Raw genomic sequence first — 19,841 nt, 5'->3', positions numbered from 1 at the left:
CCGCTGAAGTGGGATGTCCCGGCACTTCTCTTGATCGGCCGGGGAATCCCCTGCTATTTCTCGGGGATGACGGGATATTCACCGGACGCCACGGACTGGCGCATCCTCGACGCCCTGCAGAGCCAGGGCAGGGCCAGTTTCGCCGAGCTGGCCCGGACGGTCGCGATGTCGCCGAGCGCCGTGACGGAACGGGTCCGCAGGCTCGAGGAGGCCGGGGTGATCTCCGGGTACACGGCCGTGGTGGACCACGAGCGCCTCGGGCTGCAGGTGCTCGCGTTCGTACGACTTCGCTATCCGAACGGCAACTACAAGCCGTTCCACGATCTGCTCGCGGCGACGCCCGAGATCCTGGAGGCGCACCATGTGACCGGCGACGACTGCTTCGTGCTGAAGGTCGCCGCCCGGTCGATGCGCCACCTCGAGCAGGTCTCCGGGAAGATCGGCGCGCTCGGGTCGGTGACGACGAGTGTGGTGTACTCGTCGCCCCTGCCCCGGCGGGCCGTCACCCGCTGACGCCGACCGAGCCGCCGCCGCGCAACCGTACGGCGGATCCGTGCCGTTCCTTGACCACCTCCAGCTGGGCGGGGATCCGGCGGCGCAGGTCGGCGACATGGCTGACGATGCCGACGCTGCGGTCGCGCTCGCGGAGCGAGTCGAGGACGTCGAGGACCTCGTCGAGGGTCTGGTCGTCGAGGCTGCCGAAGCCCTCGTCGATGAAGAGGGTGTCCAGGCGCACTCCCCCGGCCTCGTCCGTCACGACATCGGCGAGGCCGAGGGCGAGGGCGAGGGAGGCGAAGAACGTCTCGCCGCCGGAGAGCGTCGCGGTGTCGCGCTCGCGGCCGGTCCAGGCGTCGACGACATGCAGGCCGAGTCCGGCGCGCTTGCCGCCGGAGCGGGCGTCGGAGTGGACCAGTGTGTAGCGACCGGAGGACATGCGCTGCAGGCGGACGGTGGCGGCGGCCGCGACCTGCTCGAGACGGGCCGCAAGGACGTACGACTCCAGACGCATCCGGCGGGTGTTGTCGGCGGAGGTGCCCGCGGTGAGTCCGGCGAGCCGGGCGACCCGGTCGTACTCCTCCCGGAGCGGACCGATGCGGCGCACCTCGGACACGGCGTCGCGCGAAAGACGGACGAGCTCGGCGCAGCGGTCGCGCGCGGCGGCGAGCGCGGACGCGGCGTCGCGCAGGGCACGGTCGGCGGCGTCGTGCGCCTGCTGCGCGGCGTACAGGTCCGCAGGTGGGCGCGCGGCGGCGGCCAGGGTCTCCGGCTCGGCGAGCCGGTCGGCGACCGCGGCGGCCTCGCGCTGCCAGGCGTCGAGCCGGTGCTGGAGCTCGCGCTGCGCGTCGTCGTCGAGCAGCGCGGCGGCGGCTTCGGCGGGTGTGTCGTACCCGGCGCGGAAGGCGGCGTCGGCGAGCCGGTCGTCGGCCTCCTTCAGCCGGCGGGCCGTGTCCTCGGCCGCGCGGACGGCTTCGGCGGCTTCGGCGAGCAGGCCGATCCGCCGCTCCAGCAGCGCGGACCGCTCGGCCACGCTGCCGGCGCCGCCCGTCGCTCGGGCGACCTCGGCGTCCAGCACGGCCTGCTCCCGGTCGAGCACCTCCCGCCGCTCCCGCAGCGCGGCCCCGCGGGTCTCGGCCGCCTGCCGTGCGGCAAGCCTCTCCTCGCGCTCCCGCTCGGCCCGGTCCAGCGCCTCCCGCGCGGCGTGCATCCCCGCGGCCAGCGCATAGGCCTCCCGGTGCTCGCGCTCCAGCGCCTCGACGACAGCGACCAGCTCCCGGACCTCAGGGTCCGCGTCTCCGCCGGCTTCTCCGCCGGCGTGGCCCGCCGGTCCACCGCCGGACCCGACGGCGCGGCCGGCCCCCTCGCGAGCCCCGTTTCCGTCCCGGCCGGTGCCGGACGGTCCACGACCGCCCCCGTCCATGCCCGCGGCCACGTCAGGCACCACGTCGGCGTGGGCGGTGGGCGCGCCCGGTGCGGGCGGGATTTCGCGGGCCGCCTTCCGCGCCGCGGTGAACGACTCGCGGACGACGGCCAGTTCGCGTTCCGCGTCGGCGCGGGCCGTGTCCGCGCGGGTGTACGTGTCGTAGGCCGCGTCCTCCCGGGCGCGGTCGATGTGGGCGGCGTCGGCCACGGCCGGGGCGGGGTGGTCGGGCGAGCCGCAGACCGCGCAGGGGTCGCCCGGCACCAGGCCGGCCGCGAGTTCGGCGGCGATGCCGCGGAGCCGGCGTTCCTTGAGGTCGAGCCAGGACTCGCGGGCCGCGCTCGCGCCGTCGCGGGCAGCGCGGAGGGTTTCCCCGACTGCCGCGGCGTGCGCCCCGAGGCGGTCGCGCTCACGGGCGGCGGCCACGCGGCGGCGCGCCGGATCGAGGCGGCCGGTCAGATGCTCGGCGCGGGTCGCGGCGTCCGCGGCGGCCTCGATGCGTTCCTGAAGGCCGCTGCGTACGGTCTCCCAGCCCGCCAGCCAGACGTCCGCGTCCTGGAGGAGCTCCTCGTCGGCGCGGGCCTGGCGGTCCAGGTCGGCGCGCTCGCGGGCGAGTTCCACACTGCGCTGCTCGGCGCGGCGCGCCGCACCGAGGCCCCCGAGCTCCTGGCCGAGCTCGCGCTCCAGCGCGGAGAGCTGCTCGCCGCCCGCGTCCACCAGGCTCGTGGGCAGCAACGCCCGCGCCCGCTCCCAGGCGAGGCTCGCGGCCCGGTGGTCCCGCTCCGCGTCCTCGCGCATCCGCAGTGCGGGGCCGACGAGTTCGGCCTTGCGGGCCAGGTCCAGCAGACCCTGGATCCTGTCCCGCTCGGGCCGACGGACCTCCAGCTCGTCCGAGCGCCGGCGCGCCTCCGCGTGGCGCTGCTGCAGCCCGGCCAACTCGCGCTCGTCGTCCAGGGCCCGCCGGGCAGCCGCCTGCCTGCTCTCCGCCGCGGACAGCGCGCATCCGGCGATGTCGAGGGCTTCGCGTGCGCCCGCGCGGGCCACGGCCGCCCACTCCAGGACGGAGCCGGCGAGTCCGGGGTCCCCGGGCCGGGCATCGGGGGCGGGCAGGCCGTCGGCCGCGTCGCCCGCGGCCTGGACCATCCGGTGGGCCACGGCCAGCAGCCTTTCGTCGCCCTCACGGACCTGCTGCTCGGCGCCGCGCCGCAGCTCGGCGAGCCGCTCCTCGACCGCGGCGAAGCGCCGGGTGTCGAAGAGCCGGCCGAGCAGCCTGCCGCGCGCCTCGGCGTCGGCCCGCAGGAACCGGGCGAAGTCGCCCTGCGGCAACATCACCACCTGGCAGAACTGCTCTCTGCTCATCCCGACGAGCTGGGTGACCTCCTCGCCGATCTCCTGGTGCGAGCGGCTGAGCGCCTTCCACTCGCCTCGCTCGGGGTCGTACTCCCGCAGCCAGCTCTGTGCCTTGTCGGTCGTGAAGCCCTTGCCCTTCTTCTTGGGGCGCGGCTGGGCGGGCCGCCGGGTGATCTCCAGCCGCCTTCCGCCCACGGTGAGTTCGAGGCAGACTTCGGTGTGCGCACCGGCCGGGGCGTGGTCGCTGCGCAGTGACGCACCCGGGCTCTGCCGGGCACCCGGCACCGCCCCGTACAGCGCGTAGCAGACAGCGTCGAGGACCGACGTCTTGCCGGCGCCGGTCGGACCGTGCAGCAGGAACAGCCCGGCGGCCGAGAGCGCGTCGAAGTCGACGTCCTGCCGCCCGCCGAAGGGCCCGAAGGCGGTCAAGCCCAGTCGGTGCAGTCTCACCCGGTCATCTCTCTTCCGAGGCTCGGGGCGCCTCCGGGGCGCGCTGAAGCCGGTGTCGACGGTCGGCCGTGCTCGGCCACGCACGCGGCGGTAGCCGTACATCGATCGAAGCCCTCGCGGCCTCCGCGCTCCTCCTGCCTTCGGCGAGTGGGGGTACTCCCCTTCGCCGTGCTTGACCGGCAGGCTCCGGCCGCGGGCGTCGCGCGCCCCTTCGGCTCACTCGGCACCGCGCACCGCCGCGTCCACCCTGACGTCGTCGAAGGCGCCGCGCAGCACGGCGCGCTCCCGCTCGTCGGGGCCGGCCCCGCCCCGCACATGGGCCACGAAGTCCTCGGCGACCTGGTGGTCGTCGCGGTCGCGCAGCCGCTCCGCGTACGTGGCGAGCGGGTCGTCCTCGGGCCGCTCGGGGGCGAAGACCAGGCTCAGGGTGTGCGGGAAGCGCTCGGTGAGCCGGACCATCGGCTCGTCGGGGCGCACTGCGTCGGTGAGCGTCGCCTCCACCCAGGACTGCTCGTCGCGCTCCAGCGCGGGGTCCTCCAGGAGGTCGTCGAGCCGCCCCCGGATGCGGGCGAGCTTCCGCGGCACCGGGCAGTCCACCCGCTCCGCCTCGATCTCCCCGTCCGGTCCAAGGTCGACGAGCCACATGCTCTTGCGGTGGCCTGACTCGGAGAAGGAGTAGGCCAGGGGGGAACCCGCGTACCGCACACGCTCGTTGATGCTCTGGCAGCCGTGCAGATGTCCGAGGGCCACATAGTCGACGCCTTCGAAGACCCCCGCGGGGACGGCTGCGACGCCGCCCACCGTGATGTCCCGCTCGCTGTCGCTGGGCTCCCCGCCGACCACGAACGCGTGCGCGAGAACGACGGACCGGGTGCCGGGCGTGCGCCCCGCGAGATCGGCCCGTACCCGCTCCATCGCGGCTCCGAGCACGGACTCGTGTCCGGCCGTCGCCGTACGGAACTCGTCCCGCACCAGGGCGGGCTCCAGATACGGCAGTCCGTACAGGGCGATGTCCCCGTGGGCGTCGGTGAGCACCACGGGCTCACCGCAGCCCGCCGGGTCGGTCCGCAGATGGATTCCGGCGCGGTCGATGAGTCCGGCGCCGACGCCGAGGCGGCGCGCCGAGTCGTGGTTCCCGGAGATCATCACCGTCGGCACGCCCACATCGGCCAGCCGGTGCAGAGCGTCGTCGAACAGCTCCACGGCGGACAGCGGCGGCACGGCCCTGTCGTACACGTCCCCTGCCACCAGCACCGCGTCCACGTCGCGCTCGCGCACCGTCGCCACCAGACGGTCGAGGAACGCGGCCTGGGCGTCGAGCAGGCTCACCCGGTGGAACGACCGTCCCAGGTGCCAGTCCGACGTATGCAGGAATCTCATGATCCCCGAGACTAACGGTGGGGTCTGACATCGCAGGCAGGTACCGAACTTCGCCTCGTTTTCACCCGATTCATCCCGCCTGCGCCCGCCCTGCACCCTGCCCGCGTCCCACCCGGAACCTGCACAGCGGTCCCGGTAGGCCTCAGGCGTCCCCGTACGCCTCGCCGCCGAGCTCCAGCTCCGCCGTCCCGGCCGTCGCGTCGGCGAGCCACGCGCGGAAGGATTCGACATCGGCGTCCGGCAGCCCGATCTCGATCGTCACGGCCTCGCCGTACCGCACGTCCCGCACCGACCGCCCGGTCGCGCGCAGATCGTTCTCCAGCTTGCCGGCGCGCTGGTGGTCCACGGTCACGGTGGCCAGCCGGAAGCGCCTGCGCGTGACGGTGCCGAGCGCGTCGAGCGCCTCGCCGACAGCGCCCCCGTACGCGCGGATGAGACCGCCCGCGCCGAGTTTGACGCCGCCGTAGTAGCGCGTCACGACGGCCACGACGTAGCGGACCTCACGGCGCATCAGCATCTGCAGCATCGGCACCCCGGCCGTGCCGCCCGGCTCCCCGTCGTCGCTCGCCTTCTGGACCGCGGCGTCGGTGCCGATGACGTACGCGAAGCAGTTGTGGGTCGCGGTCGGGTGCTCCTTGCGGATGCGTGCGACGAAGTCCTGCGCCTCCTGCTCGGTCGCGGCGGGCGCGAGGGCGCAGATGAAGCGCGATCGGTTGATCTCGGTCTCGTGCACGCCCTCACGGGCCACCGTCCGGTACTGCTCCTGCATTCCGCCACCCTATGCGGCGGGACGGGAATGGTCCGCGCGGGCCTTCCGTTGAGCGGGCATGTACGCAGACGCAGAGACGATCCGGAAGATCCTCACCGAGACGGGCGACACCTGGGCCGTGGTCGGGCTGTCGAACAACGAGTCCCGCGCCGCCCACGGGGTCGCGAGGGTCCTCCAGCGCTTCGGCAAGCGCATCGTGCCCGTGCACCCGAAGGCGGAGACGGTCCACGGGGAGCAGGGGTACGCCACGCTCGACGAGATCCCTTTCCCCGTGGACGTCGTGGATGTGTTCGTCAACAGTGAACTCGCCGGGTTCGTCGCGGACAACGCCGTGGCCAAGGGCGCGAAGGCGGTCTGGTTCCAGCTCGGCGTGATCGACGAAGAGGCGTACGACAGGACCCGCGGAGCCGGGCTCGACATGGTCATGGACCGCTGCCCGGCGATCGAGATCCCGCAGCTCGGCTGAGGCGCGGGCCGACGGCCCCGGGCCTCGCGCAGCGGGGTCGGGCAACGAGTGACGGCAGCGGGTGACGGACCTGGAGCCCAGGCGGACCCGGGCCGCGACGGACCAGGGTCGCGAGCGGACCAAGGACGTGCGCGGACCCGGGACTCAGGCGACTCCGAGGCCCTCCAGGACCACCGCGCCCGGCAGCCCCGCGAAGACCTTTCCGGGCACGATGAGCTTGCCGCGACGGCGCCCGCTGCCGATCAGCACCCACTCGGTGTCGACGACGGCGGAGTCGACGAGCAGCGGCCAGCCGGCCGGGAGCCCGATCGGCGTGATGCCGCCGTACTCCATGCCGGTCTCACCGGTGGCGGTGTCCATGGAGGCGAACGAGGCCTTGCGGGCGCCGAGTTGCTTGCGCACGGCGCCGTTGACGTCGACGCGGGTCTTGGACAGGACCAGACAGGCGGCGAGCGTCGACTCACCGCCACGCCTGCCGGCCACGACGACACAGTTCGCGGAGGTGTCGAGGAGGTCGGCGCCATGGTGCTCGACGAAGGCCGCCGTGTCGGCGATCCGCGGGTCGGTGTCCACGTACAGCAACTGCTCGGCCGGGACGTCCCCGCTCCAGCCGCGCACCGCATCGGCGACGGGCGGCGTGAGCACGTCGAGGCAGTCCGGGGCGGGCCTGGCGTTGTCGAAGTCTCCGATGGGTGCGCGCATACCCGTCACGCTAACAGCCCTCGGGCACGCCGCGATTGGGCGTCTCAGCGAGCGGGCGGCACGGAGATCGCCATGGTCATCTCCACCTTTTCCGTGCCGCTGTTGCGGTAGACGTGCGGCACGTTCGCCTCGAAGGTCACCGACGTCCCGGCGGGGACGCCGTGGGACTCCCCCTCGACGACGAGTGTGAGCTCGCCCTCGGTGACGTGGATCAGCTCGACGGTGCCGTCGGGGTGCGGATCGGACGCGCTCTCGTCCCCCGGCATGAGCGTCCATGCCCACAGCTCGAACGGGCCGCGGGCCTCGGTGCCGACGAGCAGTGTGGTGGAGCTCCCGGCGGGCGTGGACCACATGCGCACGGCCTGTTCCTTCGGTACGAGCTGGACCTGCGGTCCCTGCTCGTAGTCGAGGAGCGTGGTGATGCTGACGCCCAGTGCGTCGGCGAGCTTCACGGTCGTGCCGACGCTGGGGTTCGTGCGAGCCTGCTCGATCTGGATGATCATGCCCCGACTGACGCCGGAGCGGGCGGCGAGGGCGTCGAGCGTGAAGCCCCGCTCGCTGCGCCAGTGCTTGACATTACGGGCGAGCGATTGCGTGAGCTGGTCCAGGTCCGACACGTTCCGTCCAATATTCTGGATGATAAAGTTCAATAGACTGCACTACGGTGTGGTGCACCGGATCGTTCACCGAACTGTACTGCGAGGCCGCCATGACCGCCCTGTTCGCCCTGGCCACCAGTCTCCTCTGGGGGCTGGCCGACTTCGGCGGCGGGCTGCTCACACGGCGTGCGCCCGCGCTGACCGTGGTCGTAGTGTCCCAGTCGATCGCGGTCGTCGTGCTCGGCGCGATCGTGGTCGCGACCGGCAGCTTCGCCGAGGCGGGTCCGCGGCTCTGGTATGCGGTGGCGGCCGGTGTGGTCGGCCCCGTCGCCATGCTCAGCTTCTACAAGGCGCTGGCGCTCGGCCCGATGGGCGTGGTGTCGCCGCTCGGCTCGCTGGGGGTCGTCGTACCGGTCTCGGTGGGGCTGCTGCTGGGAGACCGGCCCGGACTGCTGCAGTTCGCGGGCATCGGCGTGGCGGTGGTCGGGGTCCTGCTGGCCGGCGGACCGGAGCTGCGCGGGGCGCCCGTGCAGCGACAGGCGGTCCTGCTGACCCTGCTCGCGGCATTCGGCTTCGGGTCCGTGATGGCGCTGATCGCCGAGGCGTCGACCACGCTCACCGGGCTCTTCCTGGCGCTGTTCGTGCAGCGGGTCACCAATGTCGCGGTGGGCGGCGCCGCGCTGTACGCCTCGGTGAAGCGGGGCGGCCGGGCGCTGCCGCCGGCCGAGGAGGGTGGGCTGCGGCTCATCGTGCGCTCGCTGCCCGCCCTGGCGTTCGTGGGCCTGGCCGACGTCGCCGCGAACGGTACGTACTCGATCGCCGCCCAGCACGGTCCGGTGACCGTCGCCGCCGTGCTCGCCTCGCTCTATCCGGTGGTGACGGCGCTGGCCGCGCGGGGCGTCCTGAGGGAACGGCTGCGGGCCGTTCAGGCGGCCGGAGCCGGGCTGGCGCTGGTCGGCACGGTGCTGCTGGCGAGTGGCTGACCGGCTGCGGACCGCCCGCACAGGCCCCGGGTGAGCCGCCGTGCGTCCGAGCTCGGTCAGCCCTCGTCAGGCTCCAGCGCTGCGAGCGCCCTCAGATCCTCCGGAGTGACGCCTTCCGGAATCGGCACCGGCGCGGGCGTGCGCAGCGGCGGCCGCCAGCCCTGCTCGGCGTCCCAGCGGCGTACGACCTTGGCCGGCGCCCCGGCCACCACCGCGTGGTCGGGCACCTCACCGCGCACGACGGAGCCGGCCGCGACGACCACATTGCGGCCGATGCGCGCGCCGGGCAGGACCACCGCTCCCGTGCCGAGCCAGCAGCCGGGGCCGATCTCGACCGGCTCGGCCCGGGGCCACTGCCGGCCCACCGGCTGGTGCGGATCGTCGTAACTGTGATTGGTCGAGGTGATGTAGACGTACGGGCCGCAGAACGTGTCCGAGCCGATGGTCACCGTCGTGTCGGCGATCACGTGGCTGCCCCGCCCGAGGACGACGCCGTCGCCGAGGGTCAGGATCGGATCGGGCCCGAGATCCAGATCGGGCATCATGCCCGCGGTCAGGGTCACCTGCTCGCCGATGATGCAGTGGTCACCGAGCTCGATCCAGGCCTCGCCGAACACGGTGCCCTGCGGAAAGGCGAGCCGGGTGCCGGTGCCGATCCTGCGGAAGCGCAGCGCTCCCGGCGTCTCCGCGGTGACCGCGCCCGCCTCCTGCACCCAGCGCCAACCGCGGTGCACGGCCCGGGCGACGAGGCGGCGCCGCCACGCGGCCAGTGAGGAGAACGTGTTTCTGTTGTTCGGCACCCGGACACGGTAGTGGGCGAGGGCATCGCAGGTCAGAGAGGTGAGCTGTGATGTTCGCCCTACAGCGGGGCTTCGCACACGGTCGCGACGGGGAAGGGGAAGAGGGTGTCCGAAGCGACCGAACCACTGCGCGACCTCGTACGGCGTCACCGGGAACCGGCTGTCGTCCAGACCGTGCGCTCCACCGCCGCCGCCGTCATCTCCTACGTCGTCGCCCTCCAGCTCAGCAGCGAGCCCGCGCCGCTCACCGCACCCCTGACGGCGCTCCTCGTCGTTCAGGTCACGCTCTACTCGACCCTCACCAACGGCATCCGCCGGGTGAACTCGGTCGTCGCGGGCGTGCTCATCGCGATCGGCTTCAGCGCACTGGTGGGCCTGAGCTGGTGGAGCCTCGGCCTGGTGATCCTGGCGTCGCTGGTGATCGGCCGCTTCGTCAGGGTCGGCGAGTACGTGCCCGAGGTGGCGATCAGCGCGATGCTCGTGCTGGGCGTGACCCAGGTGACCGCGACGGCGTGGGACCGGGTCCTGGAGACGCTGATCGGCGCGATCGTCGGGCTTCTGTTCAACTTCCTGTTCGTACCGCCCGTGTGGGTGAGTGACGCGAGCGAGGCGATCAGCGACCTCGCCGGGCGGATGCAGAAGCTGCTCGCGCACATCTCCCGACAGCTCGGCGAGCACACGCCCGTCGAGCAGGCCGCGGCCCGGCTCCACGAGGCCCGCCGCCTCGACCACGACATCGTGCAGGTGGACGCGGCCCTGCGGCAGGCGGAGGACAGCCTGCGGCTCAATCCGAGGGTCAAGGAGCCGGTGCTCTCCCGGCTCGTGCTGCGCACGGGCCTCGACGCGCTGGAGATCTGTGCGGTGATCCTTCGGGTGTCCGCCCGAACGCTCACCGATCTCGCCAAGACCCGCAGCTCCGGAACGTTCTTTCCGCCGCCCGTGACCTCCGAGCTCCAGGAGCTGTTCGGTCATCTGGCCAACGCGATCGGGAGCTTTGCCGAACTGATCACCACGCAGGTGTCGGCGAACGCCGAGGAGGCCGAGTCCCGGCTCGCCACGGAGCTGGCCGCGGGCCGTGAGTGCCGGAACCGGGTCGCCCGGCTGCTGCTGGACGGCGTCCGCGAGGACGCCGACCACTGGCAGCTGCACGGAGCGCTGCTCGCGGAGGCGGACCGCATCCTGGACGAGCTGGACGTGGAGAAGCGCTCCGAGCGACTGATCGAGGAGCTCGACCGGCACTCCAGCGCACCGCCTGCGGGCCGCCAGTGGTTCGACAACGTGAAACGCAGGGTGCGCGGAAGCTTTCGGCGCGGCGGCGGCGAGCCTGGCTGAGCAGTCAGGCCCGGCACGTACGTCCGGACGCGCCGGGGCGGCCGCACCCGTGCTGTGCGGGCGCGGCCGCCTCGGGTCATGCAGGCGGGACCGGGAGGCTTACCGGCCGGACTTCTTCACCCGCTCGGCCGCGTTCTCCAGGGACTCCTGGGTCTTGCCCATCGCCTGCTCGCCGCGGCCCTCGGCCTGCATGCGCTTGTCGCCCATGGCCTTGCCTGCGGTTTCCTTCATCTGACCCTTGGCCTGCTTCGCCTTGGCCTTTGCCTTGCCCATGAGGGTGGTCCCTTCACTGTGGGGGGTGGACTGGCGTATCCACCTTGCGCCCATCACCCAGTGTCCGCAATCGGTGACACTGAGCGGCTGGTCGGACGGCCTCGTCAGTCGGGCGGCTCGGGCAGCGGCCGGGTGCCGGGTTCCGGGTCCGGAGGCGGCGCGTGGTCGGGCTCCGGGGCCGGTTCGGGCGGCTGAGGGTCTCGCGGCACGGGATCGGGACCGCTCGGCACGGGCGCCGGGCCGCCGGGGGGCGGTTCCTTCGGGGTGGTCATGGCTGAGCCTTTCAGGTTCGCGCCTGTCATCCCCCGCCCGCTGCGACTACCCCGTGCCCCGCGGCCCCAATCAGCGGACCGGCGGCAGCAGCAGGGCGGTCAGCCGTCGAGCGCCGCCCGGTGCCCCTTCACCAGCTCCAGGTACATGGCCGCGTTGAGCTTGATGCCCTCCCGTTCCTCCTCGGTCAGTTCGCGCCTGACCTTGGCGGGCACGCCCGCGACGAGGGAGCCCGGCGGGATCCGCATGCCCTGCGGGACGAGGGCCTGCGCGGCGACGAGCGAACCGGCGCCGATGTGCGCGCCGTTGAGGACGGTGGCCCCCATGCCCACGAGGACGTCGTCCTCCACCGTGCAGCCATGCAGTACGGCGTTGTGCCCGACCGACACGCGCTCGCCGACGGTCACCGGGAAGCCCGGGTCGACGTGCACGGTGCAGTTGTCCTGGATGTTGCTGTCGGCACCGACGACGATCGGGCCGCAGTCGGCGCGCAGCACGGTGTGATACCAGACACTCGCCCCGGCCGCCATCGTGACGTCGCCGATCACGACGGACGTGGGCGCCGTGAACGCGTCGGGAGCGACCTGCGGCTCCTTCCCGCCCACTCCAGAGATCAGTGCCCGCTCGCGCTCTGCCATCGCCGTCTCCTCACCACGTCATCGCGTCACGTCATCGCGTCACGTCATCGCGTCACGTCATCGCGTCGTCACGACGCCAGTTCTGCGTCGCGCCCGCGTGCACCGTAGGCGACGTCTCCTCGGCAGCCTCAGCGGGGGCGCCGTCCGCTGCGCTCTCCATGCGTGCGGCCGCCTTCTTCGCGCGGCTCTTGAGGACGAGCATCGAGGTGACGCCGATCAGTACGGCGAGGACGAGGCCCAGCCAGGAGAAGCGCTTGAGCCAGGCCTCGGCGACGACGCCGACGGAGTAGATGACGGCGGTCGTGCCGCCGGCCCAGAGGATTCCGCCGAAGACATTGGCGATGAGGAACTTCCAGTACGGCATGCGCAGCACACCGGCGAGCGGTCCGGCGAAGATCCGCAGCAGCGCGACGAAGCGGCCGAAGAAGACGGCCCACATGCCCCACTTCTCGAAGGACCGCTCGGCCACGGCGATGTTGGCCGCGCTGAAGTGCTTGGGGAACTTCCCGCCGAGCCAGGTCAGCAGGGGGCGGCCGCCCTTGCGCCCGATGGCGTAGCCGATCGAGTCGCCGATGACCGCGCCGGCCGTGGCGCAGGCGCCGAGCACCCAGGGGTCGATGTCGCCGTGCTGGGAGGCGAGAAGCGCGGAACTGACGAGAACGATCTCGCCCGGTAGCGGGATGCCGAGGCTCTCGAGGCCGATGACCACGCCCACCAGGACGTAGATGCTGACCGCGGGGACGGCCTCGAGCCACTCCTGGACGTGCAACGCCGCTTCCTCCCGTTGTCGTCGGCGCCGGCCCGTGGTCGTGGTCGTGGTCGTGGTCGAGCCCAGCTGCCCGGCGTGCGCCGCGAAGGGCGCACGCCGGGCAGCCTACCTGGTCTTACCACCCGGTTCGCCGCGCATCCGGCCCGAGGGAGATCGCAGGCCAGGACGCAGGGCGGGTACGAAACGGGGCGCGCAGCCGGCGCCGGGCGCACGTCCCGGCCGTGGCTGCGCACCGCACGGGCGACCGGGACGGTCGCGCCACCGGCACGCTCAGGCCGCCGGAGGGCTCAGACAGTCGGGACGCTCAGGCCGCCGGAGGGCCCAGACAGTCGGGACGCTCAGGCCGCCGGAGGGCCCAGACAGTCGGGACGCTCAGGCCGCCGGGACGCTCAGGCGTTGGGCCGAAGCGTCCAGACGACGGTCATCTCGCCCGTCACGGCGCCGTCTGCGCGCGTGATCGCGATGTCGACGGGGAACTCGGGGCGGTGGCCCTCGTCCAGTTCCGCGACGACCTCGGCGACGGGGCGGCCGAGGGTGGCGGTGGCCGTGACGACCCCCATGGCGAGCTTCTTGTAGCCGATCTCGGCCTTGACGGCGAGCGGCACCGCACGGTTCAACTGGTCGCCGAAGGCGGCGAGCACGATCGCTCCGCTCGCCGACTCGGCGAGCGTGAACATCGCTCCGGCGTGCGGCCCGCCGACGTGGTTGTGGTAGTCGGGCTGGTCCGGCATACGGACCACTGCACGCTCCGCGGTGGTCTCCACGAACTCCAGGTTGAGGGTCCTGGCCATGGGCACCGTGGCGGCGAGCATCTCGCCCACGGTCATCTGATCTGCGCTCATGCGAACCGATGTTACCCATGGGTAGGAGCTCTTGACCATCCCCCCGGGGGCGACGTGGCAGCGGGACGCCCGTCACCTCTATGGTTATCGGCCATGTGGCCAGGACAGCAGCCGCCCGGGGGCGAGCAGAACCCGCAGGACCAGAACCCGTACGCGCAACCGGGTTACCAGCAGCCGAATCCGTACGCGCAGCCGGGATACCCGCAGCAGCCCGGGTACCAGCAGCCGGGTTACCCCCAGCAGCCCGGGTACCAGCAGCCGCCGAACCCGTACCAGCAGCCGACCGTGCCGCAGTACTCCGTGCCCGGTCCGCCCCAGCCCGGTGGGCCCGGCCCTTCCGAGAAGAAGAAGACGGCGATCGTTGCGGTCGTCGCCGCCACGGCCGTCGTCGCCGCGGCTGTCATCACCGGCGTCGTGGTGCTGAACGACGACGACGCGAAGGATCCGAAGGCGGACGGCAACAAGCCCGCCGCGTCGGGGACCCCGTCGGAGCAGAGCGCCTCGCCCACGGCCAACCCGCGGGACGGCTCCGGCGCGGCCAAGCCCACGATCGCGGGCTGGAAGGTCGTCACCAACCCCAAGCACGGAACGCGCTTCGACGTCCCGGCGACCTGGGAGGTGTCGGGCAGCGGCGTCGGCAGCGGGTTCGAGGACTCCGAGAAGGGCGACGGCTCGCCCCTCGTCATGATGTCGGCGCCGGCGTTCTACAAGAGCAAGTGGTGCTCCGTCGACTCCGACAAGGACGGGAAGACGGAGGACTCCGGTCTGGGTGGCACCGGAACCAAGGGCGGCCAGGGCGCGAAGGACACTGCGGACGCGGCCTATCAGGAGGCGGGCACCTGGGTGTTCGCCGCCTACGCCCAGAAGCAGAAGAGCCTCGTCAAGATCACCAAGGCGCGGCCCTACACGACGAAGTCCGGTCTGAGCGGGCATGTCGCGACGGCCACCGCCCTCGGGGTGAAGAAGGACGACAAGTGCGACACGGACGGCAAGTCGATCGCCTTCTCCTTCAAGAACACCAAGGGTGACTTCGCCACCTGGGTCCTCTACGCCAACGTGGGCGTCCCGGAGGAGATCCCGGACGCGACGATCCAGCAGATCCTCGGCACCGTACGACTGGCTGACGAACCCGCGGCGTAATCCGGTTTGGCAAGGAGGGCCGGCGGCGGCGATAGTCCACGGGTGAACAATCCCGCCGCATCCCTCCCCAACCGCCGAAAGCGCCGCCCCGAGTGGGCCGGGCGCAACTACTCACTGCTGACCGCCGCCGCGATCGTCACCAACCTGGGCACCCACGGTGCCCTGATCGCGGCGGCGTTCGCCGTGCTGGAGTCCGGCGGCGACGGCGGTGACGTCGGGCTCGTGGCGGCGGCCAGGACCCTGCCGCTCGTGCTCTTCCTGCTGATCGGCGGGGTGATCGCCGACCGGCTGCCGCGGCACCGGGTGATGGTGGCCGCCAACGCCCTCAACTGCGTCTCGCAGGCCGCCTTCGCCGCCCTGGTGCTGGCCGGCGAGCCGCAGCTGTGGCAGATGATGCTCCTCACCGCGCTCTGCGGCACGGGGCAGGCCTTCTTCAACCCGGCCGCCGAGGGCATGCTGATGTCCAGCGTCGACGGCGAGCAGGCGAGCCGGGCCTTCGCGCTCTTCCGGATGGCGATGCACGGTGCCGGCATCGGCGGTGCGGCGCTCGGGGGCGCGATGATCGCCGCGGTCGGCCCGGGCTGGGTGCTCGCGATCGACGCCGCGGCCTTCGCTGTGGCGGGCGCCCTCCGCGCCTTCCTCGACGTGAGCCACATCCCGGACCGTGCCCCCGGCGGCGGGCTGCTCGCCGATCTGCGCGACGGCTGGAAGGAGTTCATCGGCAGGCCCTGGCTGTGGTCGATCGTGGCCCAGTTCTCGGTGGTGGTCGCCGTCGTCGGCGCGGCCGATTCGGTCTACGGGCCGCTGGTCGCCGCGGAGTCACTGGGCGGCGCGCGGCCGTGGGGCCTGGCTCTGGCGGCGTTCGGACTGGGCACGCTGGGCGGGGCGCTGCTGATGATGCGGTGGAAGCCGCGGCGGATGCTGCTCGTGGGCACCCTGTGCGTCTTTCCGCTGGCGCTGCCCTCGGCCGCGCTCGCCGTTCCGCTGTCGTTCGGTCCGCTGGCCGTGGTGATGTTCGCCAGCGGTGTCGCGATCGAGGTGTTCGGCGTCGCGTGGATGACCACGCTGCACCAGGAGATCCCGGAGGAGAAGCTGTCCCGGGTCTCCGCGTACGACTGGTTCGGCTCGACGGCGATGCTGCCCCTGTCCACGGCGCTGGCGGGACCCGCGGAGGGCCTGTTCGGCCGGGAGCAGGCGCTGTGGGGGTGCGCGGCGCTGATCGTGCTGGTGACCGCGCTGGTGCTGCTGGTCCCCGACGTACGGAATCTGACGAGGCGTACGCGGCATGTGACCGGACGGGAGGCGGCGGCGCTCTCAGCCGATGCCGAAGGCCCCGTCGGGCGGCTCGGGTGACGCGACTGCGTCCTCGTCCCGCACCGCACGCGCATCCCCGATGAGGCGCCGAAGGGCCTCGCCGTGCTCGACGCGGGCCGGGAAGGCGTCGGACGCGGTGCGACGGGCGAGTACCGCCGTGTCGATCGCGCGGTGCGACGCGAGCAGTACGGCGTTGCCGAACCTGCGGCCGCGCAGCATCGCGGGCTCGGCGATGAGCGCCAGCTCCTCGAACTCCGCGGCGAAGGTGGCCAGCTGGGAGCGGAGGAAGCCGAAAGGAGCACCGTCGGCGAGGTTGGCGGCGTAGACCCCTCCGGGGCGCAGGACGCGCTCCGCGGCCCGTGCGTACTCGCCCGATGTGAGGTGCGCGGGCACCCGCGACCCGCCGAACACATCGGCGATCAGGACGTCGGCCGAATCCGCCGGGGCCCGCTCGAGCCACTCGCGGGCGTCGGCGCCGTGCACGGCGATCCCCGCGCCGGGCGGCAGCGGCAGGTGCTCGGCGACGAGCGCGAGCAGCCCCCGGTCCGCCTCCACGACGTCCTGCCGCGAGCCGGGCCTGGTCACCGCGACGTAGCGGGGAAGCGTCAGGGCCCCGCCGCCGAGGTGCAGGACGTCGAGGGGCGCACCCGCGGCGGCGACGCAGTCGACGACATGGGCCAGCCTGCGCGCGTACTCGAACTCGAGGTGCGTGGGCTCGTCCAGATCGACGTACGACTGCGGCGCCCCGTCCACGGTCAGCAGCCAGGCCCGCTCCCGGTCCACGTCCGGCATGAGCTTGGCGGTGCCGTGATCGACGGCGCGGACGACGGGTATGGACTCGTTCACCCGCCCATTGTCCGCCCGACGGACACCGCCCGTCGCACGGATACGGCGCGCCCACCCGGTCCGTCCGGCGCTCGAAAACGGACACCCGCGCCCACCACCCGGTACCGGACACACATCAGGCCCGTCCGGCGCTCGAGGACGGTCGGACCGGCTCGCTGCACTCGGGCGGCCAGGGTGCCCGAGCCCGTCACCCGGTACCGGACACACATCAAGCCCGTCCGGCGCTCGAGGACGGTCGGACCGGCTCGCTGCACTCGGGCGGCCAGGGTGCCCGAGCCCGTCACCCGGGCCAGAGACGGCGGACCTCGTCCGCGTGGGCCGTCGCCTGGGCCAGGCCGGCGCGGGCGGAGGGGGCCCGTCGCGCAGGGTCCAGGACATTGCGCCCGAACGCCTTGCGGGCGGCCCGGTCCGGCGTGATCAGGAGCACGCGCGCCCCCGCGGCGGCGAGCAGGGCGGCCTGCGTCCGGGCGGAGATGACCGGCCCGCCACCGACGGCGATGGGGGCGACGATGACCACGGTGTCGTAGCCGAGGGCCAGGTCGGCGTTGGTCGAGGAACGGACTCCGCCGTCGATGAAGCGCCGCCCGTCGATCGTGACGGGCGGCCAGACGCCGGGGACGGCGCAGCTCGCGCCGACCGCGTCGATGAGCCCCACCCCGCTCTCCCGGTCGAACGCCCGGAACTCGCCGGTCACCGCGTCCACGGCCGTGACGACCAGCCTGCGTGCCCGCGGCCACTCGTGCGCGAGCAGCCGCTCGGTGAAGACGGCGCGCCGCACCTCCTCCGGTTCGGTGCGGGTCGACAGCGCGAGACGGCCCATGCGGGCCCCGTACGCCTCGGTGTCGCGTGACCGCAGGACGCCCCAGAGGTAGCGGGCGAGCACGGCCGGGCCCATACCCGCGGGCACCTCCCCCTCGGGGTCGCTCAGCTGACGCTCGTACAGCTCCGGCAGGGTCAGCCGGCCCGAGGTGAGCTGCGCGCCGACGACCGAGCCCGCCGACGTGCCGACGATGAGATCGGCGCCGGTCGGGTCGGCGCCGGCACTGGCGAGCCCGTGAAGGATGCCGATCTCCCAGCCGATGCCGGCGAGCCCGCCACCGCCGAGTACCAGCGCCGTCCGGTTCCCGTTCTTCTTCGCGTCGTCGTCCTTCTCCGCCATGGCAGCAGTGTGGCGCCTGCGGGGTGGGTCCGCCCCCCGCATGTGGCGGGAGGCGGACCCTGCGGAGCCGAGTGGCTCAGACCAGTCCGGTCACCGTGCCGGCGCCGACCGTGCGCCCGCCTTCGCGGATCGCGAAGCCGAGTCCGGGCTCCAGCGGGATGTCGCGACCGAGCTCGACGGTCATCGTGACCGTGTCGCCGGGGCGCGCGACCGCCGTCTCGCCGAGGTCGACGTCCCCGACGACGTCCGCGGTCCGGATGTAGAACTGCGGTCGGTAGCCGGTGCCGATCGGGGTCGTACGGCCGCCCTCGCGACCGGACAGGACGTACACCTGCGCGGTGAAGCGGCGGCTCGGTGTGACGCTGCCCGGCGCCGCGACCACATGCCCGCGGCGCACCGCGTCGCGCGGCACTCCGCGCAGCAGCAGCGCCACGTTGTCGCCCGCTTCGGCGGACTCCATCGGCTTGCCGAAGGTCTCCAGGCCGGTGACGACGGTCGTGACGTCCGCACCGAGCACCTCCACCTGGTCGCCGACGCGCACTGTGCCGCGCTCGACGGCGCCGGTGACGACGGTGCCGCGCCCGGTGATGGTGAGCACGTTCTCCACCGGCAGCAGGAACGGCGCGTCCGTGTACCGCACGGGCATCGGCACGTACGTGTCCACCGCGTCCAGCAGCGCCTCGATCGCCCCCGTCCAGCGTGGGTCGCCCTCCAGGGCCCTGAGCCCGGAGACCCGGACGACGGGCACGGAGTCGCCGCCGTACCCGTGCGCGGTGAGCAGCTCGCGGACCTCCAGCTCGACGAGGTCGGTCAGCTCGGGGTCGCCGGCGTCGGCCTTGTTGAGCGCGACGACGATGTGGTCGACGCCGACCTGACGGGCCAGCAGGACGTGCTCGGCGGTCTGCGGCATGATCCCGTCGAGCGCGGAGACCACGAGGATCGCCCCGTCGAGCTGAGCGGCGCCGGTGACCATGTTCTTGACGTAGTCGGCGTGACCGGGCATGTCGACGTGTGCGTAGTGCCGGGTGTCGGTCTCGTACTCGACGTGCGAGATGTTGATGGTGATGCCGCGGGCGGCCTCCTCCGGGGCCCGGTCGATCCGGTCGAACGGCACGAACGTGCCGGTGCCGCGCTCGCTGAGGACCTTGGTGATGGCGGCGGTGAGGGTGGTCTTGCCGTGGTCGACGTGGCCCATGGTGCCGATGTTGAGGTGCGGCTTGGTCCGCACGTATGCCGTCTTGGGCATGGCTGACGCAGTTCCTTCCCGGAACTCGAAGAGTGGACTCCACGTGGAGGGGGACCCCTGGGCCGTACCGACCCTCCCCCTACGGGGTCCGCCGGACAGTCCGGGAAGGGTCAGCTTCGGGCGCCGTCGAGGGGCGCCGCGACAGCGGCTGCGGCGACGGCCGCTGCGCCCGCGGGGAAAGCGGCAGCCTTCGGCGCGTCCGCGACTGCGGACGGCGCTGCGGAGAAGGCGAGCCGGAACATGCGTCGATGATCGCTGCCGCGGACGGCCCGCGTCGAATGGTTTTCCCGCCGCGGTCGGCTGGTTCACCGGGCGCCGTCGGCCGATTTCCCGCCGCCGTCGGCTGGTTCACCGGGCGCCATCGGCCGATATCCCGCCGCGGTCGGCTGGTTCACCGGGCGCCGTCGGCCGATTTCCCGCCGCCGTCGGCTGGTTCACCGGGCGCCATCGGCCGATATCCCGCCGCCGTCGGCTGGTTCACCGGGCGCCATCGGCCGATATCCCGCCGCCGTCGGCTGGTTCACCGGGCGCCATCGGCCGATATCCCGCCGCCGTCGGCTGGTTCACCGGGCGCCATCGGCCGATATCCCGCCGC

20 protein-coding genes are annotated in these 19,841 nt (G+C 73.0%); 6 read left to right on the top strand and 14 right to left on the bottom strand.

The window, feature by feature from the left end; genetic code table 11:
• Nucleotides 1-66 precede the first annotated feature (66 nt).
• The gene (locus ACWCP0_RS15905; protein ID WP_451079396.1) at nucleotides 67-513 is read left to right on the top strand and encodes an Lrp/AsnC family transcriptional regulator; all 447 of its coding nucleotides are present in this window, start codon (nucleotides 67-69) and stop codon (nucleotides 511-513) included.
• Here the strand turns inward: ACWCP0_RS15905 and ACWCP0_RS15900 are convergent.
• The 3 genes from ACWCP0_RS15900 to ACWCP0_RS15890 form a co-directional block, all read right to left on the bottom strand.
• Nucleotides 503-3,718, bottom strand: coding sequence for an AAA family ATPase (locus tag ACWCP0_RS15900; protein WP_451079395.1), 3,216 nt, complete (start codon nucleotides 3,716-3,718; stop codon nucleotides 503-505). The two genes, ACWCP0_RS15905 and ACWCP0_RS15900, sit on opposite strands and share 11 nt — an antisense overlap.
• A 216-nt stretch (nucleotides 3,719-3,934) precedes the next feature.
• A complete protein-coding gene (locus ACWCP0_RS15895; RefSeq protein WP_451079394.1) occupies nucleotides 3,935-5,098 on the bottom strand; it encodes an exonuclease SbcCD subunit D in 1,164 nt (387 codons plus the stop codon).
• Between the two features lie 142 nt (nucleotides 5,099-5,240).
• Entirely contained in the window at nucleotides 5,241-5,867 is a 627-nt protein-coding gene (locus ACWCP0_RS15890; protein WP_451079393.1) for a YigZ family protein, read from the bottom strand.
• Between the two features lie 58 nt (nucleotides 5,868-5,925).
• Here ACWCP0_RS15890 and ACWCP0_RS15885 point away from each other — a divergent pair, with 58 nt between their 5' ends.
• Nucleotides 5,926-6,333, top strand: a complete 408-nt coding sequence (locus ACWCP0_RS15885; protein WP_451079392.1) for a CoA-binding protein — start codon at nucleotides 5,926-5,928, stop codon at nucleotides 6,331-6,333.
• Between the two features lie 144 nt (nucleotides 6,334-6,477).
• On the opposite strand, the gene ACWCP0_RS15880 is transcribed toward ACWCP0_RS15885, so the two are convergent.
• The gene (locus tag ACWCP0_RS15880; RefSeq protein ID WP_451079391.1) at nucleotides 6,478-7,035 is read right to left on the bottom strand and encodes a YbaK/EbsC family protein; all 558 of its coding nucleotides are present in this window, start codon (nucleotides 7,033-7,035) and stop codon (nucleotides 6,478-6,480) included.
• Nucleotides 7,036-7,079: 44 nt separating this feature from the next.
• Complete coding sequence (locus ACWCP0_RS15875) at nucleotides 7,080-7,652, bottom strand: helix-turn-helix domain-containing protein (RefSeq protein WP_451079390.1); 573 nt, start codon at nucleotides 7,650-7,652, stop codon at nucleotides 7,080-7,082.
• 92 nt (nucleotides 7,653-7,744) lie between these two features.
• Between ACWCP0_RS15875 and ACWCP0_RS15870 the strand changes: the two genes are divergently transcribed.
• Nucleotides 7,745-8,617, top strand: a complete 873-nt coding sequence (locus ACWCP0_RS15870; RefSeq protein ID WP_451079534.1) for an EamA family transporter — start codon at nucleotides 7,745-7,747, stop codon at nucleotides 8,615-8,617.
• A 56-nt stretch (nucleotides 8,618-8,673) separates the two neighbouring features.
• Here the strand turns inward: ACWCP0_RS15870 and ACWCP0_RS15865 are convergent, their stop codons facing one another.
• Nucleotides 8,674-9,417, bottom strand: a complete 744-nt coding sequence (locus tag ACWCP0_RS15865) for an acyltransferase (RefSeq protein WP_451079389.1) — start codon at nucleotides 9,415-9,417, stop codon at nucleotides 8,674-8,676.
• A 105-nt stretch (nucleotides 9,418-9,522) separates the two neighbouring features.
• Here ACWCP0_RS15865 and ACWCP0_RS15860 point away from each other — a divergent pair, with 105 nt between their 5' ends.
• Complete coding sequence (locus ACWCP0_RS15860; protein ID WP_451079388.1) at nucleotides 9,523-10,749, top strand: FUSC family protein; 1,227 nt, start codon at nucleotides 9,523-9,525, stop codon at nucleotides 10,747-10,749.
• Nucleotides 10,750-10,848: 99 nt separating this feature from the next.
• Here the strand turns inward: ACWCP0_RS15860 and ACWCP0_RS15855 are convergent, their stop codons facing one another.
• The 4 genes from ACWCP0_RS15855 to ACWCP0_RS15840 form a co-directional block, all read right to left on the bottom strand.
• Nucleotides 10,849-11,022 (bottom strand): CsbD family protein, encoded by a 174-nt coding sequence (locus ACWCP0_RS15855; protein WP_451079387.1) that lies wholly within the window; start codon nucleotides 11,020-11,022, stop codon nucleotides 10,849-10,851.
• Between the two features lie 371 nt (nucleotides 11,023-11,393).
• Entirely contained in the window at nucleotides 11,394-11,930 is a 537-nt protein-coding gene (locus tag ACWCP0_RS15850) for a gamma carbonic anhydrase family protein (RefSeq protein ID WP_451079386.1), read from the bottom strand.
• Between the two features lie 52 nt (nucleotides 11,931-11,982).
• On the bottom strand, nucleotides 11,983-12,699 hold the full coding sequence (locus ACWCP0_RS15845; RefSeq protein ID WP_451079385.1) for a DedA family protein: 717 nt from the start codon (nucleotides 12,697-12,699) through the stop codon (nucleotides 11,983-11,985).
• Nucleotides 12,700-13,088: 389 nt separating this feature from the next.
• On the bottom strand, nucleotides 13,089-13,526 hold the full coding sequence (locus ACWCP0_RS15840; RefSeq protein WP_451079533.1) for a DUF4442 domain-containing protein: 438 nt from the start codon (nucleotides 13,524-13,526) through the stop codon (nucleotides 13,089-13,091).
• Nucleotides 13,527-13,634: 108 nt separating this feature from the next.
• Between ACWCP0_RS15840 and ACWCP0_RS15835 the strand changes: the two genes are divergently transcribed.
• Both ACWCP0_RS15835 and ACWCP0_RS15830 read left to right on the top strand, forming a co-directional pair.
• Entirely contained in the window at nucleotides 13,635-14,681 is a 1,047-nt protein-coding gene (locus tag ACWCP0_RS15835) for a hypothetical protein (RefSeq protein WP_451079384.1), read from the top strand.
• A gap of 42 nt (nucleotides 14,682-14,723) precedes the next feature.
• Nucleotides 14,724-16,034, top strand: a complete 1,311-nt coding sequence (locus tag ACWCP0_RS15830) for an MFS transporter (RefSeq protein ID WP_451079383.1) — start codon at nucleotides 14,724-14,726, stop codon at nucleotides 16,032-16,034.
• On the opposite strand, the gene ACWCP0_RS15825 is transcribed toward ACWCP0_RS15830, so the two are convergent.
• The 4 genes from ACWCP0_RS15825 to ACWCP0_RS15810 form a co-directional block, all read right to left on the bottom strand.
• Complete coding sequence (locus tag ACWCP0_RS15825; protein WP_451079382.1) at nucleotides 15,996-16,841, bottom strand: spermidine synthase; 846 nt, start codon at nucleotides 16,839-16,841, stop codon at nucleotides 15,996-15,998. The two genes, ACWCP0_RS15830 and ACWCP0_RS15825, sit on opposite strands and share 39 nt — an antisense overlap.
• A gap of 280 nt (nucleotides 16,842-17,121) precedes the next feature.
• The gene (locus tag ACWCP0_RS15820; protein WP_451079381.1) at nucleotides 17,122-18,000 is read right to left on the bottom strand and encodes a patatin-like phospholipase family protein; all 879 of its coding nucleotides are present in this window, start codon (nucleotides 17,998-18,000) and stop codon (nucleotides 17,122-17,124) included.
• 76 nt (nucleotides 18,001-18,076) lie between these two features.
• Nucleotides 18,077-19,246 (bottom strand): elongation factor Tu, encoded by a 1,170-nt coding sequence (tuf, locus tag ACWCP0_RS15815; protein WP_451079380.1) that lies wholly within the window; start codon nucleotides 19,244-19,246, stop codon nucleotides 18,077-18,079.
• A gap of 110 nt (nucleotides 19,247-19,356) precedes the next feature.
• Nucleotides 19,357-19,488 carry a hypothetical protein gene (locus ACWCP0_RS15810; RefSeq protein WP_451079379.1) on the bottom strand — a complete coding sequence of 44 codons (132 nt, stop codon included), beginning with the start codon at nucleotides 19,486-19,488 and terminating at the stop codon, nucleotides 19,357-19,359.
• Nucleotides 19,489-19,841: the final 353 nt, after the last annotated feature.

The sequence above is a fragment of the Streptomyces sp. NPDC001970 genome, from assembly GCF_053594115.1.
Note: the sequence above shows the minus strand (reverse complement) of the source record. Positions and strands in the feature narration are given on the sequence as shown.

Excerpts from the sequence above, each read along its gene's own strand:
- ACWCP0_RS15905 (WP_451079396.1), top strand. The coding sequence starts at position 67 with ATGACGGGATATTCACCGGACGCCACGGACTGGCGCATCCTCGACGCC.
- ACWCP0_RS15895 (WP_451079394.1), bottom strand. The coding sequence starts at position 5,098 with ATGAGATTCCTGCATACGTCGGACTGGCACCTGGGACGGTCGTTCCAC.
- ACWCP0_RS15890 (WP_451079393.1), bottom strand. The coding sequence starts at position 5,867 with ATGCAGGAGCAGTACCGGACGGTGGCCCGTGAGGGCGTGCACGAGACC.
- ACWCP0_RS15885 (WP_451079392.1), top strand. The coding sequence starts at position 5,926 with ATGTACGCAGACGCAGAGACGATCCGGAAGATCCTCACCGAGACGGGC.
- ACWCP0_RS15880 (WP_451079391.1), bottom strand. The coding sequence starts at position 7,035 with ATGCGCGCACCCATCGGAGACTTCGACAACGCCAGGCCCGCCCCGGAC.
- ACWCP0_RS15870 (WP_451079534.1), top strand. The coding sequence starts at position 7,745 with ATGACCGCCCTGTTCGCCCTGGCCACCAGTCTCCTCTGGGGGCTGGCC.
- ACWCP0_RS15855 (WP_451079387.1), bottom strand. The coding sequence starts at position 11,022 with ATGGGCAAGGCAAAGGCCAAGGCGAAGCAGGCCAAGGGTCAGATGAAG.
- ACWCP0_RS15850 (WP_451079386.1), bottom strand. The coding sequence starts at position 11,930 with ATGGCAGAGCGCGAGCGGGCACTGATCTCTGGAGTGGGCGGGAAGGAG.
- ACWCP0_RS15840 (WP_451079533.1), bottom strand. The coding sequence starts at position 13,526 with ATGACCGTGGGCGAGATGCTCGCCGCCACGGTGCCCATGGCCAGGACC.
- ACWCP0_RS15835 (WP_451079384.1), top strand. The coding sequence starts at position 13,635 with ATGTGGCCAGGACAGCAGCCGCCCGGGGGCGAGCAGAACCCGCAGGAC.
- ACWCP0_RS15820 (WP_451079381.1), bottom strand. The coding sequence starts at position 18,000 with ATGGCGGAGAAGGACGACGACGCGAAGAAGAACGGGAACCGGACGGCG.
- tuf (WP_451079380.1), bottom strand. The coding sequence starts at position 19,246 with ATGCCCAAGACGGCATACGTGCGGACCAAGCCGCACCTCAACATCGGC.
- ACWCP0_RS15810 (WP_451079379.1), bottom strand. The coding sequence starts at position 19,488 with ATGTTCCGGCTCGCCTTCTCCGCAGCGCCGTCCGCAGTCGCGGACGCG.